At 58.0% G+C, this 15547-nt stretch carries 16 protein-coding genes and 1 rRNA gene; 1 reads left to right on the top strand and 16 read right to left on the bottom strand.

The annotated features are described in order from the left end of the window. Positions 1–82: 82 nt before the first annotated feature. From ACUM6F_RS08485 to ACUM6F_RS08415, 15 genes are all read right to left on the bottom strand, one after another. Complete coding sequence (locus tag ACUM6F_RS08485; protein ID WP_425621975.1) at positions 83–1321, bottom strand: vWA domain-containing protein; 1239 nt, start codon at positions 1319–1321, stop codon at positions 83–85. A 9-nt stretch (positions 1322–1330) separates the two neighbouring features. Further along, complete coding sequence (locus tag ACUM6F_RS08480) at positions 1331–2572, bottom strand: ATP-binding protein (protein WP_445348953.1); 1242 nt, start codon at positions 2570–2572, stop codon at positions 1331–1333. Next, positions 2569–3705 carry a hypothetical protein gene (locus tag ACUM6F_RS08475; RefSeq protein WP_445348952.1) on the bottom strand — a complete coding sequence of 379 codons (1137 nt, stop codon included), beginning with the start codon at positions 3703–3705 and terminating at the stop codon, positions 2569–2571. Before ACUM6F_RS08475 ends, ACUM6F_RS08480 begins: the two co-directional genes overlap by 4 nt. 188 nt (positions 3706–3893) lie before the next feature. Continuing rightward, positions 3894–5270 (bottom strand): SpoIID/LytB domain-containing protein, encoded by a 1377-nt coding sequence (locus ACUM6F_RS08470; RefSeq protein WP_445348951.1) that lies wholly within the window; start codon positions 5268–5270, stop codon positions 3894–3896. 160 nt (positions 5271–5430) lie between these two features. Beyond that, positions 5431–7161, bottom strand: coding sequence for an aldehyde ferredoxin oxidoreductase C-terminal domain-containing protein (locus ACUM6F_RS08465; RefSeq protein WP_425621979.1), 1731 nt, complete (start codon positions 7159–7161; stop codon positions 5431–5433). Next, positions 7154–7591, bottom strand: coding sequence for a 4Fe-4S dicluster domain-containing protein (locus tag ACUM6F_RS08460; protein ID WP_425621980.1), 438 nt, complete (start codon positions 7589–7591; stop codon positions 7154–7156). Before ACUM6F_RS08460 ends, ACUM6F_RS08465 begins: the two co-directional genes overlap by 8 nt. A 64-nt stretch (positions 7592–7655) precedes the next feature. Then, positions 7656–7886 (bottom strand): DUF2905 domain-containing protein, encoded by a 231-nt coding sequence (locus tag ACUM6F_RS08455; protein ID WP_425621981.1) that lies wholly within the window; start codon positions 7884–7886, stop codon positions 7656–7658. After that, positions 7887–8432, bottom strand: coding sequence for an epoxyqueuosine reductase QueH (locus tag ACUM6F_RS08450; protein WP_425621982.1), 546 nt, complete (start codon positions 8430–8432; stop codon positions 7887–7889). It lies immediately after the preceding gene. A 16-nt stretch (positions 8433–8448) separates the two neighbouring features. Further along, complete coding sequence (ruvB, locus tag ACUM6F_RS08445) at positions 8449–9471, bottom strand: Holliday junction branch migration DNA helicase RuvB (protein WP_425621983.1); 1023 nt, start codon at positions 9469–9471, stop codon at positions 8449–8451. A gap of 106 nt (positions 9472–9577) precedes the next feature. Beyond that, positions 9578–10180 (bottom strand): Holliday junction branch migration protein RuvA, encoded by a 603-nt coding sequence (ruvA, locus tag ACUM6F_RS08440; protein ID WP_425621984.1) that lies wholly within the window; start codon positions 10178–10180, stop codon positions 9578–9580. Continuing rightward, the gene (ruvC, locus tag ACUM6F_RS08435) at positions 10177–10659 is read right to left on the bottom strand and encodes a crossover junction endodeoxyribonuclease RuvC (RefSeq protein WP_425621985.1); all 483 of its coding nucleotides are present in this window, start codon (positions 10657–10659) and stop codon (positions 10177–10179) included. The genes ruvA and ruvC overlap by 4 nt, the downstream gene beginning before the upstream one ends. Before the next feature lie 42 nt (positions 10660–10701). Beyond that, complete coding sequence (locus tag ACUM6F_RS08430) at positions 10702–11283, bottom strand: hypothetical protein (protein ID WP_425621986.1); 582 nt, start codon at positions 11281–11283, stop codon at positions 10702–10704. A 101-nt stretch (positions 11284–11384) separates the two neighbouring features. Beyond that, positions 11385–12113 carry a YebC/PmpR family DNA-binding transcriptional regulator gene (locus tag ACUM6F_RS08425; RefSeq protein ID WP_425621987.1) on the bottom strand — a complete coding sequence of 243 codons (729 nt, stop codon included), beginning with the start codon at positions 12111–12113 and terminating at the stop codon, positions 11385–11387. A gap of 25 nt (positions 12114–12138) precedes the next feature. After that, the gene (gene nadE, locus ACUM6F_RS08420) at positions 12139–12870 is read right to left on the bottom strand and encodes an NAD(+) synthase (protein WP_425621988.1); all 732 of its coding nucleotides are present in this window, start codon (positions 12868–12870) and stop codon (positions 12139–12141) included. 26 nt (positions 12871–12896) lie between these two features. Next, the gene (locus ACUM6F_RS08415) at positions 12897–13253 is read right to left on the bottom strand and encodes a helix-turn-helix domain-containing protein (RefSeq protein WP_445348983.1); all 357 of its coding nucleotides are present in this window, start codon (positions 13251–13253) and stop codon (positions 12897–12899) included. 248 nt (positions 13254–13501) lie between these two features. Between ACUM6F_RS08415 and ACUM6F_RS08410 the strand changes: the two genes are divergently transcribed. Then, positions 13502–15154 carry a putative manganese-dependent inorganic diphosphatase gene (locus tag ACUM6F_RS08410; protein ID WP_425621989.1) on the top strand — a complete coding sequence of 551 codons (1653 nt, stop codon included), beginning with the start codon at positions 13502–13504 and terminating at the stop codon, positions 15152–15154. A gap of 309 nt (positions 15155–15463) precedes the next feature. On the opposite strand, the gene rrf is transcribed toward ACUM6F_RS08410, so the two are convergent. Further along, positions 15464–15547: ribosomal RNA gene (rrf, locus tag ACUM6F_RS08405) — 5S ribosomal RNA — on the bottom strand; the annotation flags it as partial.

Genomic DNA, 15547 nt, shown 5'->3' with positions numbered 1-15547 from the left:
TAACGTGCAAGGAGAAAAAACCTGCTGCAACTCTTTGGGTCCTAAAGATTAATGTTTAATGCCAAATCGGCAGACAGCAACCCTAATGCATTTCGATGACCCTGGTTCTAGGTAGGTCGGGCAGTTTGTCCGTCGTCACAAAGACCATCCTGGCCGCGCGTCTGGCCAGCCGGCGGTAGATATCAAGCGTAGCCGCATCCCTGTCGTCCCAGATGTGGCCGTCCGAGAAAACGACGACGATGTCCTGCAGCCTGACCATGCGGCTCGCTTCCAGAAGCGCCGGCTTCAAGACCGTCCCGCCGCCTCCTCTCAGACCTTTTGGTATCTTAAGCCGCGCTTGCGACGGGGTGCGCACCTCGACCACCGGGTAAACCCGGGCGTCCCACGGAATGACCTTTAAGTTACAGTTAAAGGCCCTGGCCAGGGAATAGACCTCGCCGACGAACCGGCTCAGCACTTCATCCGTTATCGACCCCGAGCAGTCTAGGAGCACCCAGATCGTCTGGACTCCGAGCCGTTTGATCCCCGGCAGGCTTGCATAACGCCGGGAGGAACGGTGCCAAGTCGTAACCACGGTACGGCCGGTTCCCTCCTGCAAGCTGCCCCTCAGCTGTCTCTGCCAGTTTACAACAGTTGTCAGCGAAGCATCAACATGGCGCTCGATGTCGGCGGGGAGGAGCCCCGCCTGACGGGCGGTGACCAGGGCCTCCGCCAGTGCCGTACGCCAGTATTCTCCGGGGTCCTGATTGCTCATTGCCCCGTCCTGGACGACATCGCCGCCGGTGTCGGGCCGGCGGACCAGCAGGTCCTTTTGCTCCTGCAGCACATTCCGGCACGCCCCGGGATCGTCCTGCGCGTCGACCAGCAATTTGTAAATCTGCTCTGCCGAAGATTTGCGGAGCTCTTCAATGCTTACCTCGACACCCCGTTCCTTCAGCATCCCATGGATGGTGTGCGCCGTTATCGGCTTCCTCGGCGCCTTAGCGTAGCCGTGGTGAAACAGCATTTCATTAACTACCGCGTCCACGGCCAGGTTCCAGGCATCCACGTCCTTCCCGTCGAGCTGCCAGGGATGGCGAAAGCCGAGATGCAGGGCTTCGTGCAGGAGAAGAAACGTCTTGGCTTCGGTTTCGTCAATGCGCGACCAGTAAAACGGATTGACCAGTACCTCACCGGATGTCGTCGCTCCGATGGTCGGCACCTCGCCGTTAAGCACAATGCGCATTTTGTGCAGGAGAATGCCCAGAAACGGCGCCCGCAGAAACAGCAGGGTTTTGATGTTTTCCAGGTCTTTGCGCATCTCGCTGAGGACCTTGTGCATCCGGGTCACCTACCTTAAAAGATCCCCGACGGCTGAATAAACCTCCATCACGACATCGGAGTGCGCGCACAATTCGAGGTAGAGGGCGGCGTTCCAGGGGGCATCGAGGCGGTTGGCGATGATAAACCACAGCAGGCTGAGGTACTCCTTGCTCTGGCCGGCCACTGTCTCCAAAAGGTCAACCGCCGACAAGGCCTGGGGGCGGACCAACGCTCTGGCTCTGGGAATATCCGCCGCGGGCCTGCATTTTTCGGCAATGGCCCTGACCCCGCTCGTCAGCCCTTGCCCGATGACCACCACGGCGATGTAGCGCTCATCGATGCCGAGCCGGTTAAACATCGCTGGATCATCCAGCATCTCCTCGTAAGACGGAACCGGGTTCTGCCAAAAAGCAAAGACCTTTTCGCCGACCTCACTGCCCAGGGCGGCCAGGCACAAGGTGCGGATCGCCGACCCGTCGAGGCCCGCTTCCACCGCCTTGACGAGGTCCTGCGCCAGGAAGGTGTAACTCCGCGGTGTCGGGTAGCCTTCCAGCGTCTCGCCTTCCCGGGGGACCCTGCAGAAATCGTCGGGGAACCGCAGAAGATAGGCAAAAACTTTCTCATCGCACTTCCGGCTGTTGACGCTCATCCACCTGATCCACTGGTGAACGCGCGGCGGTTCCACCGCAATGCGGTAGACGCGGTTTAGCAAGGGTGCGGGCAGCAGGTTGGCCAGCGAACTCTCTTCAGGGCTGTTACCGGCCGTCACCACATGCACGTCGGGATGAAAGGCCGTAAACCCGGCGGCCTTATCCTGAATCAGCTTGTAGGCCGCGGCCAAAACATCGGGGCGCTGTACATTAGTTAATTCGTCCAGGAAGAGGATTCCCGGGACTTCGTTGAGCAGGACGGCCCATTGCGGGGGATGATAGACAAGCTGTTTGCGCCCCGCAACAGAAACCGTGATCGGGCGCCCCATCAGGTCCACGGGTTCCGTCTCGGTAAGCCGCAGGTCCACAAAAACAAAATACCTGTCGGGCCGGTTGTATACTTCTTCGAGGCTGATCCCCTCAAATCGCTGTCTTTTGTATTCTACAAGAATTCTTCCGGATGCTCCAGCAATTTCTGCCGCAGCTTCCTTTACCAGCACGCTCTTGCCGATCCCGGGCGGGCCGAGCAGGAGCACGCTGCGCTTCGCCGGCGTGCTGTTGATGAAAGTCAACAGTTCCTTGGCGGCGTATGGCGTCAAGGAAGCAGGGACTGTATTCATGGCTGCACCTTCCTGTCAAAGTCGACTATCGTTCTGAGAAACGACGGAAAACCGGGATGATGCGCGAGATCCCGCAACACTGCGGCGACATCCCCGGTAAACGCCTTCGAGCATATCTCCAGCGCTTTAACTCTGACCACCTCGTCCGTGCAGTTGGGGTGTACCAGGGCGCGCAGGCGTATCGTTCTGTAACTATCCAGGAGCAGGGTGCCGACCGTGGTCGCCGGACAACCGGCGTTTTCGCTGAGGCGAAAGCGTACGTTGGCGTCGCTATCGCCGGCCAGCGCATCCAGAACCTGTTCGGGCGTGCGCGGGTTGGCGGCTACGCCCGCGCGTACGCCGCCATCCTTATCGCCGCCCAGGTTTTCAAGGATTTTCCGGGGCGTATTGGGGTTTTCCGCCACTCCCGCCCTCACCCATTCGTCACCGTCGAAGGACAGCTCCAAAAGAAGCGCTCTGGGACAATTCGGGCTCCTGGCAACAGCCCCCCGGACCCGCCCGCTTTCGTCCTGCGCCATGTCGGCGAGTAAATCCGCGGGGCAGGAAGGATTCCGGGCGACCCTCTCTAAAACGGACTGGTCAGTGTTAGGAGGGAAAGCCGCCCTGGAATAGTAATCGATATACATAACCCGGGTTCCCAGCGGCATCCTTTTAGCCGCGATCATCCTCAAGACCTCGCCCGGCGCCGAGGGGTTACCGGCGACAGCCAGGCGGAGGGAAAAGCAGTTTAAAGCGGCAAGACTCTCCAGAACGTCACCGGGGCAAACCGGGTTTCCGGCAAGAAACTCCAAAAGGTTGTACTCCTCGCCGCACTCCATCAAGAGGTCAACCACCTCGACGGGGATGGACGGGTTGGCCGCCACCAGCTGCCGGACCCGGATACTTGGATCGCAAGCCAACTCGCTCAAAGACACCGGCGGAGTTGACAGGTTTACGGCGACAGCCTCGCGCACCGAGTTGCAGGTATCCCTGGACAGTTTCGTCAGAATGTGCGGCGGGCAACCGGCATTTTCGGCCACCGTTCGCCTCAGCCGGCTGTCTTCCTGCTCGGTGGAAAGGATGAGAACCCCTTTCGGGCAACGCTTATGTCTCAAGGCCAGCCGCCGGAGCTCGAAGTCTCTTCCTGTCCCCATCCGGGCCAGGATATCCGGCGCGCACAGGGGATGCGATACCGCAAAGTGCTGTAGCCATACGCCCGAGCTAGCCGCAAATGATTGCAAAATCGGTAAAATATGTGGTATTTCCGCCACAAAACAACACCCCGGTATTAATGTATTAACACCGGGGTGTAAAATTATACTGTTTACTGGAACTTAATGGTTTAACTTGTGTACTCCTGCACAATCTCGACATTAGTGTAGTAATGGCTTAGAATATCGCGGTAGGTGTACCCCGCCTTGGCCATACCGTAAGCGCCGTACTGGCTCATGCCAAGCCCATGCCCCCAGCCGTTGCCGTTAAAAGTCACACTAACCAGTTTTCCGGAGGCGTCAAAACTTTTGGTCATTGTGAAATAAGAACTTTTTAGACCGAAAGCCGACCTGACCCGGTCGGCGTTGAATATTTCGTAGGAAACCTGCCGGCCGTTGATTTCCCGCCCGGTAACAAGGATCTTTTTAACCCGCGTGCCTGTTGCCGTGCGCTCCACCTCTTGAATGTCGTCGACAGTAAAGAGACTGTACTTCTTTTTGGCTAGGTTATCAACCAACTGGCTGAGGTCGTAAGTGACCGTCCAGTTGTAGTGCACGGGGTTCCAGTCAAAATCGTCTTTTTTGGCCCTGATGTAAGGAATGGCCTGCGTCCAGACGTCTTCGGAATTCTCGGTGTATCCCCCGCTGGAGGAGTGGAAAAAAGCCATGACAATTTCCCCGCCGGAGGACCGCAAAACCTGGCCCCTCGTCGCCTCCACCGCCGCCGTGCAGGCCGGGTTTTCCCAGTCCATACCGCGGTAGACCTGGCTCATCTCGGTCGCCAAAACGTCGTAGTCCCGAGCGGCGCTGCCGGCCAACGACCCCAAAGCGTAGGAGCGGGCGGCCACCGCCTGGGCCTTCAGCGCTTCGGCTTCCCTGAAGGGCATTTCACTGGGCACCACGCTGTAAAGGTACTGCTCCAGAAGCACCTTGTTGACGGCGAGCAGGCCGGTCCCTGTCGACGACAGATGGAGGTCGCCCCGGAACCTCCTCCATTCATTGCCCGTTTGCAGCACAAAAAACGGCTGGCTGCTTCCTGCTGAAATAGTAGACGTGCCACCCGCAGACGCCACTGAAAAAGATCCCTTCGCCAGGCGGGCTCTGAGCTCTCCCGCCGTAAGAACCTCGGTTCCCTCCCCCACCAGGGCCGTCGACGTGCGGCCGCCCGAGGCAACCACCGAGACCTCGGCGCCCCGGCCGGCGCTAAGGGCTAAAGGGCCCGAAAAAACGCCGTCCTGGCTGCCGTCCTTTAAAACCTTGTATTTTCCGTTGTTATATTGGACTTGCCAGGTTTCACCGGATTCAGGTTTGCCTATAACTTCGCCGGACGCGCCGTTAAGCAGGAGATAAGAACCGTCGGTCTTAAAAGTAGCGCTTTCCGCATTTTCTAAAAGAGCTACACGGATGACAGGCTCGCCTCCCTCCTCGCCGGCGAAGCCGGCAACTGTAAAAAAGAAAAGACAGGCGACAACTATCCCTGTCACTAAGATAATCAACCTTACCCTCAAGCGGTACCCTCCCCCCGCGTAATCGTCGGATTACTTCGCCGGGAGATAGGGTTATCCCTGCAAAAAATTACTATAGGAGCCAGAATTACAAAACCCAGAATAAATCAACCATAAGGTATAAATTAAATCATCAGCGATGAAGCGTCAAATCCGGCCAGCGCTAGTCTTTTCCGATCCCTCTCAAATACTGCGCATAAAGCTTTTGCACGACATCAAGGCTTAGCCGGCCTTGCGGAGTCGGTGTTTCAAAAAACCGCTTGCTGAACGTGATTCCCCGCCAGTCAAAGCCGAGCAGCCTTTTGGCTTCAAGCTTGAGGCTGAAAATGCAGTCTCCCAAGGCCTGGAGATCAGCTTCTTCCAGCGCGATCCCCACCGCGTTGAGGGCCGCCCTGACGGTAGGGGGGTCGTAGATGCTCCGGGCAAAGAGGCAGATGCAAAGGCTGTTGAGCACATTGCGCCACTTTTCCTCGGCAATGAGCTTACCGGCCATCTCTTCCGGGCGTTTGCTCAGCTCGGGATCCTGGTCCAAAGCATACCCGGCGTTGCAAAGGTGGGAATGCCTAGCCCCCAGGGAGTGCCCCAGCAGCGCCCCGTAACCGGTATGGTAACCGGCTATCTCCAGCCCACCGTGCAGGCAGGCGAAATCCTCTCCTCCCAGCCGTCCGACGGCATACTGCAACCCCCTCCCCAGCGTGCGGTAAAGGTCGTTGGACTGCTCCACCAGCCTGTCGAGAAATTCAAGATAGCCCTTGACTTCCCCGAAAGCCAGATCGGTTTGCAGTTCTTCCCTGGAGACGATCCCCCTGGCCAGGGCCTCGGTCGCCCAGCCCATGACCACGCCGCTGGAGATGGCGTCAAGGCCGTACTGCTCCACCCGGTCAATCAGGGCATAGACGTCGGCCGTCCGGGATAGGCCCAGGAAAGATCCCAGGGCGTAGATCAATTCGAAGTCGTACGCCAGGGTCTCGCTTTCGTATTCGTAACCCTCGGCGAACTCGCGGCGGTACAGGCCCACGTGAATGCAGCCGACCGGACAGCCCGCGCAGGAAAGCTTCCTGATCAGCGTTTCCCTGGCAAAAGCCTCGCCGCTGATTTTTTCCGCATGCTCAAAGCTCCCGTATCGCAGATTGCGGGTGGGCAGCGCCCCCAGTTCGTTGAGGTGGAGCACGTTCTGGGCCGTTCCCAGGTCGTGGTACTTGCGCATGACATCGGTGGTCACGGCCCGCCTGTAGATGTCGTCGTAAACCTTCCGGTACTCCCTGGCGTTCGGGATGGGCTGGCTTTGCTCCCCGATCACCACGACGGCCTTCAGGTTCTGACCCCCCATCACGGCGCCGAGGCCCAGGCGCCCGAAATGACGGAAGGTATCGACGTTGACGCCGGCAAACGCGATCCCCTTTTCCCCCGCCGGGCCGATGCGCATCGTGCTCCGGTGCCCGCGACCCCGCTCCCATTCGCGCAAGCGCCGGCCCGCTTCCTCCACCGACAGGCCCCATAAAGCCGTGGCGTTATGGAACCGCACCCCTGCGGAAGAAATAGTGATGTAAATCGGCCGTTCGCTCCGTCCGCGCACCACCACCGCGTCGTACCCGGCAAAACGGAGCGCCATCGCCAGGCGCATCCCGGCATAGCTTTCCCCCCATTCTCCGGTCAGCGGGGAACGGAAAACGGCCGCCGTTTTGGTCGCCAGGGGGAAGATCGTGCTCAGGGGCCCGACGGCCAGTACGAAAGTCCGGTCAACATCCCTGGAAGCCCTGAGCTCTTCAAGGAACAACCCGCTCGCTAGGCCGATCCCGCCCAGGTGAGCGGCGAGGTCGCCGCGTGCTGTGCGCTTCCAGTGCTGTGCCGTTAGATCGACCTCCAGCACATTCTTGGTTTCCGGGCTACTCAACGGTCCCAACCCCCTCGCCGGCCGCGGGCCGTTCCTCCATCGCCAGGATGTGATGCGGGCAGTAACGGGTGCAGGTGCCGCATTGGATGCAAACGATGGCCTTGCCGGTTTCCGGGTCCATCCTGATCACCCGCGCCACGCAGGTGTCCCGGCAAGCCCCGCAGCCGTCACACTTGCCCCGGGCATAAAGGACTCCGCCGCCGGGACGGGGCTTCAAAGCCCCCGTCGGGCAGGCCGCAGCGCAGGGTGCATCCAGGCAGCCGATGCAAATGTCCGCCCCCAGCTTGCTCTGCATGCCGCCGCGCGTGCGAATCTGGATGGCGCTTCGCGCAGGGGAATAGTCGTTATAAACAATGCGGGCGCACGCCAGCATACAGGAGTAGCACCCGATGCAGCGGTTTATGTGCCTGACTGTCAAGATTTTCAGCATTTATCAATCAACTTCCAGCTCTGACTTTTGGCTTTTGACCTGACTGCCAACTGCTAAATCCATCCTATCGCCGCAACCCGAGAAACAGGTTTAACAGGACCGTGATGATGATACTGATAATAATGCCGGTTACCACCGGGAAGTAGAACGTGAAGTTCCCCCGCTGCACGAAAATGTCGCCAGGCAGCCTGCCGACTCCCGGGATCTTGCCCGCCAGGAGCATCAGCCCGCCCACGATGACCAACAAGAATCCTGTAATAAGCACAAAGCGCCCCAGAGTGTTGAACACTTCCATTTATCGTTCATCATCCTTTCTCCTGTAGCGTTCCATTTCACTGAAGATACAACCGCAGTACTGCTGGCGGTACATGCCCATCGCCTTCGAGCGCGTCGTGGCTTCCTTGAACCCGGTGCGGAAATCTTCGTAATGAAACGGGATATTGAACTCCCTCCCCGCGGCCTCGCCCACCTCACGGATCAATTCGTGTTTCTGGTACGGGCTTACCAGGAGGGTGGTCGTAAAACAGTCGAACTTGCCGTGCCTGGCGATGCCGGCCGCCTGGCGCAGGCGGATGGTGTAACAGAGACGGCAGCGCTCGGCCTCCCGGAAAGCCACGTGCCGGAAGTATTCCTCGATAGGATACTCCTTTGCGTAAACGACGGGGAGGGCGATCCTCTCGGCGTAATCCTGCAGCGTTTTTTTGCGTTTCTCGTACTCGGTGCAAGGATGAATGTTCGGGTTAAAAAAATACCCGTGGGTTTCAAATCCTCTTTCTCGAAGGGCATCCACGGGGTAGATCGCGCACGGTCCGCAGCAGATGTGCACTAAGACCTTCTTCATGTCCATCACTACCCGGCTACCAAAGGCTCTCCTGCTGTTTGTTTTCGGAAGGCTTCAGTTTCAGATGGCGGTAGGCGGCCATCGTTGCCACCCTCCCCCGGGGCGTCCGCGCGAGCAGGCCTATCTGCAGCAGGTACGGCTCGCACACATCTTCGAGGGTAACGGCCTCGTCGCTGGTCGCCGCCGCCAGGGTGTCCAGTCCCACGGGGCCGCCGCCGAATTTTTCGATAAGTGTCCGGAGCAGGCGCCTGTCGGACCCGTCCAGTCCGAGCGTATCGACGCCCAGAAAGTCGAGCGCTTCCTGGGCGATCTCGGTGGTTATGATTCCTTCACCCCGGACCTGGGCGTAATCCCGTACCCTCTTCAGAATACGGTTTGCCACCCTCGGGGTGCCCCGCGACCGCCGGGCGATTTCCACCGCCCCTTCCCGCTCGATCTTCGCTCCCAGGATACTCGCGCCGCGCAGGACAATCGCCGTTAATTCCTCATGCGTATAGTACTCCAGCCGCTGGATCACGCCGAACCGGTCACGCAACGGGGATGTGAGCATCCCGGTCCTGGTCGTCGCTCCCACGAGCGTAAACCTGGGGAGCGTAAGGCGCAGCGACCTCGCCCCCGGGCCCTTCCCGATCACGATATCCAGGGCGAAGTCTTCCATCGCCGGGTAAAGGATCTCTTCGACAGAACGGTTCAAGCGGTGGACTTCGTCAATAAATAAGATATCACCGGAACTGAGATTGGTCAAAATGGCGGCCAGGTCGCCCGGACGCTCGATCGCCGGCCCGGAGGTGATCCGGATGTCCGAACCCAGTTCCCTGGCGATAATGTGCGCCAGAGTGGTCTTCCCCAACCCGGGAGGCCCGGAAAGCAACACGTGGTCAAGAGACTCTTGGCGCTCCCTCGCCGCTTGAATGAAGAGTCCAAGCGCTTCCCGCACCTGGGTTTGACCGATGAACTCCCTTAGGGAGCGGGGCCGGAAAGAGGTCTCGTCCCCGTCATCCTGTCCCTGTTGTGCCGCAACGATGCGTTCCTGATCCACGAGCTACCCCCTAAATCAGCATTAGGCACTCAGCGCTCAGCACTCGGAATGAGCGTTGCACCTTGAGTATTTAATGCTCAACTGCTGAATGCCGAACGCTGAATGCTTAGCACCTGTTCCGGCCCAGAACCTTTAGGGCTGCCGTTACCAGTTCGGCCACGCCAGGCCCCTTAGCAACATCCTTTTTGGCCACGGTCAGGGCCTCCGCCGCTTCCCGCGCGGTGTATCCCAGGCTTGTCAGGGCCGCCAGGGCGTCATCCATCCCGCCGGCGGCCTCATCCATTGCCTCAGAAACGGTAAACGCCAGTCTTTCGGCTCTGTCCTTCAATTCAACGATCATCCGCTGAGCGGTCTTCTTGCCAATACCAGGAACCGTGGCCAGCGTCACGGCGTCTTCCTGTAAAACCGCTGACCAGAAACGCTGCGTCCCCAGGCAGCCGACCACGGCCAGGGCCAGCCGCGGGCCCACTCCTCCCACTCCCAACAGTTTAAGGAAGGTCTCCCGTTCAGCCTCGTTCGCGAAGCCGTATAACTCGAAAGCGTCTTCTTTGACCACCAGGTGGGTATAAAAAGATACCGTTGCGCCCGCCGAAGGCAGGCGGTTCAGCATGTCGCTGTAAACCTGCACCCGGAGACCCAGGCCGTTGACGAGCACGATGACAGACTCGCCGTCGTGACCAAGCAAACGGCCTTCTACAAAGGCTATCACTTCAAGACGGACCCCCTCAAGTGGCAGTGGCAGATGGCGATAGCCAACGCGTCGGCGACATCGTCGGGCTTCGGGACGGCCGGCAGGCCCAGGAGGGCCCGTACCATGAACTGTACCTGCTGCTTCGAGGCGCGCCCCGAGCCTGTGATCGTGCTTTTAACCTGGAGGGGCGTATACTCGAAGACTTCGGCGCCCGCTTCGGCAACCGCCAAAAGCGCGACACCCCGGGCTTGACCAACGGTGAACGCTGTACTGACGTTACGGCTGAAAAACAGCTGTTCAATGGCCGCTTCCCGGGGCTGGTATTTATGACAGAGACTCTTTAACGTACCAAACAAGAGTTTGAGCCTCAAGGGATGGGCTAGACGAGAGGGTGTCTCGATAGCGTCATAGGCCAAAACCCGATACGAGTTCCCCTGGACACTGATCACGCCGTACCCGGTCAAGGCGATACCCGGATCCAGGCCCAGAATGATCAAGCTGTCTCCCTCCTCGGGAACTCCTATTCGACGGTGGGCATGCTAATCCTGCAGTTCATCCATATTTTCCAAGACAGCGTTCAGCGAGCCCTCGTCGGTGAACTCGAGCGCACGGCGTACTTCGTCGCGGGCAGCCTCGTCCAGGTCCTGAAAACGCCGGGCCCGGGCAAGGTTTTCGCACATTTCGGGCGGCAATTGCTCAACCAGAATCCTGGTCACTGTCAGCAGATGCTGGTCATAGCCGAGAGGACCCTCGTAAACGGCTACAAACCCCTCGCTGTCGCCGATGTGCCGGTAGGAGGCGTGCGTCAGGCAAAACCCCTGCACTCTATGGCGCATAACGAGCTTGTGCGGCAGATCCACTGCCAGGGTCCAGCCGTCTTCAGCCGGGTATCGCTTAAGGAGATCGGCCGTGCCTAAACCAACCAGTTCGAGCGGTGCGGGTCCCTGATAGACGGTCTCTGTATCGTTGCAGACAAAAACCTCTTCCTGGACCACGTGGGTGTCTCTCTTAACGGTGTCGGCGGCGAGAAAGGTCTGTACGGTATCACTTGCCGCATACACGCCGCTGCCGATGAGGAGCACCCCTACGATAATAAGCAAGTAACATAGGCGCTTGGACATTTTTTCCCCCAGCCTAACTTTCTTTTCTAACTAATTGTTTCCAAACAGGGCTGCAGGAATACATGTCAAAAGGACCGCCGGGTTTTGGCGGTCCTGTCTCCTTATTTGATCTCGGCGTTGAAATAGACTTCCTGGACGTCATCAAGTTCCTCAAGCCTATCGATAAGGCGCATGACCCGGTCGGCATCCTCTCCCTCAAGCGGAACCGAGGTTATCGGCACGTAGGTTAGTTCGCCGCTTTCCACAGGCACGCCGTGCGCATTCAGGGCGTCGCGCACCCTGACGAAGTTATCCGGCGTCGTAACTATCTCGTACCCGTCGTCACTGCTTTCGAAATCATCAGCCCCGGCTTCGAGAGCCATAAGCATAAGCTCGTCTTCGTCCATGCCGGCTTTCTCGCGACCAATCAGGAAAACGCCCTTTTGCTCGAACAACCAGGATACACAGCCTGATTCGCCCAGGTTGCCGCCGTATTTGGAGAAGACGTGCCTTAACTCGGGAACGGTACGGTTCCGGTTGTCGGTAAGGACGCGGACCATAACCGCGACACCCGCAGGGGCATAGCCCTCGTACATTACCTCTTCGTAGCCGTCGCCGGCGCCGCCGCCCACGCCTTTCTCAATGGCGCGCAGGATGTTTTCATTGGGCAGATTGGCCTCACGCGCCCGCTGGATAGCCGCCTTCAGGCGAAAGTTAGCGTCAGGGTCTCCTCCTCCCTCGCGGGCGGCAACCATAATCTCGCGGGACAGGGTGGCGAAAATCTTCCCTTTCTGAGCGTCTACCTTTTCCTTTTTTCTTTTAATGTTCGCCCACTTGGAATGACCGGCCATCTCTTCACCTCAAGAGGTCCGAAAGCTAAAATACCGGAGGAACAAGAGGCAGCCTTCTTTTATGCTCGCTGTTCCTGATAAGTTTTTCTATCGTCTCCCTAACCGGCTGATCGGCATCTCCAGTAAGCAGGTAATGATCCAGTTGGTCATACGTTACGCCCAGTTCGATCTCGTCGTTGTGCCCGTACCACAGTCCGGCGGAAGGCGCCCTTTCGATGATCTTGCGGGGAACCCCCAGTTTCTCCGCCAGGCCGCGGACATCCCTTTTAACCAGGTTGGCCAGCGGCAGCAAGTCCGCGCCTCCGTCACCGTACTTGGTGAAGTGCCCGACCATTATTTCCGCCCTGTTGCTGGTGCCCACGACAAGATACTTGCGCCGGGCGGCATAGAAGTACAAAACAGTCATCCTGAGCCGGGGCTTGATATTAACTACAGGGAGATCCTGTTTCGCAGGGTCAAAATCCTCAACATCGAGAACGTTAAGGAATTGCCTGAAGACCTCGTCCAGGCAAACGGTTTTAAAGGGGATCCCAAAATATTCGGCAACAAGCCTGGCGTCTTTTTCGTCCCCCGGGTCGCTGTAGCATGGCATGATTACGCCAAGGGTATGCCGCGGCCTGACCCGTTTACAAAGCCCGGCCACAACCGCCGAGTCGATACCCCCGCTCAACCCGACAACAAAACCCTCCGCTCCCGCCTTTCCGGCCTGCTCGTCTAGCCAACCCGTAAGTTTTTCAACTAAATGGTTGTCAGCCACTGGGCTACCCCCTACAGGTTCCTATACTACCCCATAGCTATATTAGCACGAGCAGGACCTTGCGTAAACACTGCCCTGGGAGGCCGTTGAAAAACCAGGGGCCGGGCAGCCCCTGGCATTAACGCAGGATGTTTCACGGTTGCAGCCGTACCGCCTTTAACCGTTACCATCCGGCATACCCCCGTCCCGGTCTGTCTCGCCCCGATTTGTCGAGAGCAGTCTGTCCATAAAGTTCGAGTTGCGTGGACAACCGGCTGCAGGGTGTGGTAGAAGCCGAAGGCTCTCCGCCGCTCGATGTCGGAGATGTACTGGGGCGTAAGGCCGACGGCGCGCGCCAGCGCCGCCTGGCTTAACCCCTTGCTTTTCCTTGCCCGGCGAACCATGATCCCTAATTCGCTCAGTTTCTCTTCACCTCCCACTCTCCTGACGAAGTGGCTTTACCGTATCACGTAGCCCGGACAGAACCTGTTACTGTTTGGAACAATCATTTCATGCATAAAAGAAAAACCCAAATTTTTACTCTAGGGGAAGGACATGCAGGAACCCATCCAGAATTCGATATTACTACGGCGCTCTCAAGTTTGCCTTACAAGTCCCAAGCCATTAAAGCCTTCGAAAGAGGGGTTTTTCAGTGAAAAACAGCCGCGTTCTGGTTATCGGCCACCGTTCTCCCGACAGCGATTCGGTATGTGCGGCGATCGGGTACGCCTACTTTAAAAACCTGCTGGACGAGACCCACCTGTACGTCCCTTGCGCGACCGGACCGTTGAATCAGGAAACGGCTTTCATCTTGGAAAGGTTCGGCCTTGAACCCCCCATGCGGATAGACAGCGTAGCGGCTACCGTAGCCGATATGGACCTCAGCAAACCCATCTCCGTTTCGCCCGAGGACTCGCTCCTGGACGTAGCCCACCTGATAAGAAACAGGAACATCCGCAGTCTCCCGGTGGTCGACACCGACAACAGGCTGCTGGGAATAGTGCACTCCTTGGACCTGGCACTGTTCTTTGCGGAAAGGATTGAGATAGAGGGCCTGTTTGTAAGCCCGGTGCAGTTGAGCCTGCTTGTCTCGGCCCTGCAAGGAAAAGTTCTTGCCAACACGGGGAAGGTATCCGCCCTCTCAGGCGACGTCTTTGTCGCCGCATCCCGGAGGGAAACCACGCTCAAAAGGGCTAAACCGGGAGACATCGTTATTTTGGGAGACCGGTCGGACGTTCAGATCGACATGATCAAAGCAGGATGCTCCGCTTTGATTATCACCGGCGACCATCCGGTCAGCGAGGATGTCCTGGAGCTTGCCAGGCAAGAGCGCGTCCTGGTGATCAGTTCGCCATATCGTACCCTGAGCACGGCCAAGTTGATGATGCTCTGCCTGCCCGCTTCAACCATAATGTCCCGAAGGATTCCCACGGTCAGGCTCAGGACCCCCATAACAAAGGTTAAGGAATTGGTGCTCGAGTCAGAGTGCCGCTGCACCATGGTCCTTGATGAAGACGACCGCTTAATCGGCATCATCACCCGGAGCGACTTGCTTGATCCCATTCAAAAACGCGTGATCCTGGTGGATCACAACGAGATTTCCCAGGCTGTGCCGGACATCGAACAGGCTGATATCCTGGAGATCATCGACCATCACCGGCTGGGCGACATCTCCACCATCAAACCGATTCATGTCTACAACGAACCAGTCGGGAGCACCTGCACCATTGTGGCCTACCAGTTGTGCCTGCACCAGATGGAGATAGCTCCTGAGATTGCCGGCGCTCTCCTTGCGGGGATATTGTCGGATACTCTGCTCCTGACCCTTTCCACCACTACGGAAAAGGATTATGAGATGGCTCACCGCCTGGGCGCCGTAACCGGGCTTAACCTGGCGGAGTTCGGGAAGGAACTCTTATCGGTGAGCATAACCACCAAGGGGACATCGGCACGGGAAATCGTCACGCAGGATTTTAAGGAGTACTTATTGGCGAACAAGAAGATCGGGGTTAACCAGATCATGGTCCTGGATGAAGCGGAGATCGCCAGCCGGGAAAAAGAAATCAGAACTGAGATGCGGCAGCTTTGCCGGAGCGGCGGCTACGACCTGGTCGTCCTCCTTATCACCAACCCGCTTTCGAAGAAGGGGGAAGAAATCTGGGTCGAGGGAGAGAGAGAAATCGTGGAGAAAGCCTTCGGCGTAAAATGCGAAAGAGGCAAATGCTTCGTACCCCAAGTTATGTCGCGGAAAAAGGATTTCATTCCCAGGATCGGAATGGCCCTTCGCCAGCAGGGAATTAAATAAACAAAAAGATAGTGCCATTTTCTGGCACATGAGTAACAATCGGTGGATCTGACCCCTAACTCCAACAGTGCGCAGCGCGGAGGGCGTTCAAAAGCACGCATGGCGCGGAAGGCAAATGAGAAGGTGGGTCGTGGGAAGCTAGAAGTGAGAAACTGGGATTGGAATTCGCTTTGCGAATTCCTTCGAGTACCCGCCTCTGACCTCTTACTTCACACTTCCGAAATGCTAGGCGCCGCTTTTCAAAGCCCGATATACGCTAAGAATAACAAAAGCACCCTGTCTTTCTACAGGGTGCTTTTGTATCTTTAGCTCCGGCGGCGACCTACTCTCCCGGTATACCCAGTACCATCGGCGCTGGAGGGCTTAACTGCCGTGTTCGGGATGGGAACGGGT

The sequence above is a fragment of the Desulforudis sp. DRI-14 genome (assembly GCF_052618305.1).
The sequence above is the reverse complement of the archived record's forward strand: the minus strand, read 5'-3'. Positions and strand labels throughout refer to the sequence as shown.

Excerpts from the sequence above, each read along its gene's own strand:
- ACUM6F_RS08450 (WP_425621982.1), bottom strand. The coding sequence starts at position 8,432 with ATGAAGAAGGTCTTAGTGCACATCTGCTGCGGACCGTGCGCGATCTAC.
- ACUM6F_RS08425 (WP_425621987.1), bottom strand. The coding sequence starts at position 12,113 with ATGGCCGGTCATTCCAAGTGGGCGAACATTAAAAGAAAAAAGGAAAAG.
- ACUM6F_RS08480 (WP_445348953.1), bottom strand. The coding sequence starts at position 2,572 with ATGAATACAGTCCCTGCTTCCTTGACGCCATACGCCGCCAAGGAACTG.
- ACUM6F_RS08460 (WP_425621980.1), bottom strand. The coding sequence starts at position 7,591 with ATGCTGAAAATCTTGACAGTCAGGCACATAAACCGCTGCATCGGGTGC.
- ACUM6F_RS08455 (WP_425621981.1), bottom strand. The coding sequence starts at position 7,886 with ATGGAAGTGTTCAACACTCTGGGGCGCTTTGTGCTTATTACAGGATTC.
- ACUM6F_RS08430 (WP_425621986.1), bottom strand. The coding sequence starts at position 11,283 with ATGTCCAAGCGCCTATGTTACTTGCTTATTATCGTAGGGGTGCTCCTC.
- ACUM6F_RS08485 (WP_425621975.1), bottom strand. The coding sequence starts at position 1,321 with ATGCACAAGGTCCTCAGCGAGATGCGCAAAGACCTGGAAAACATCAAA.
- ACUM6F_RS08415 (WP_445348983.1), bottom strand. The coding sequence starts at position 13,253 with ATGGTTCGCCGGGCAAGGAAAAGCAAGGGGTTAAGCCAGGCGGCGCTG.
- ACUM6F_RS08475 (WP_445348952.1), bottom strand. The coding sequence starts at position 3,705 with ATGGGGACAGGAAGAGACTTCGAGCTCCGGCGGCTGGCCTTGAGACAT.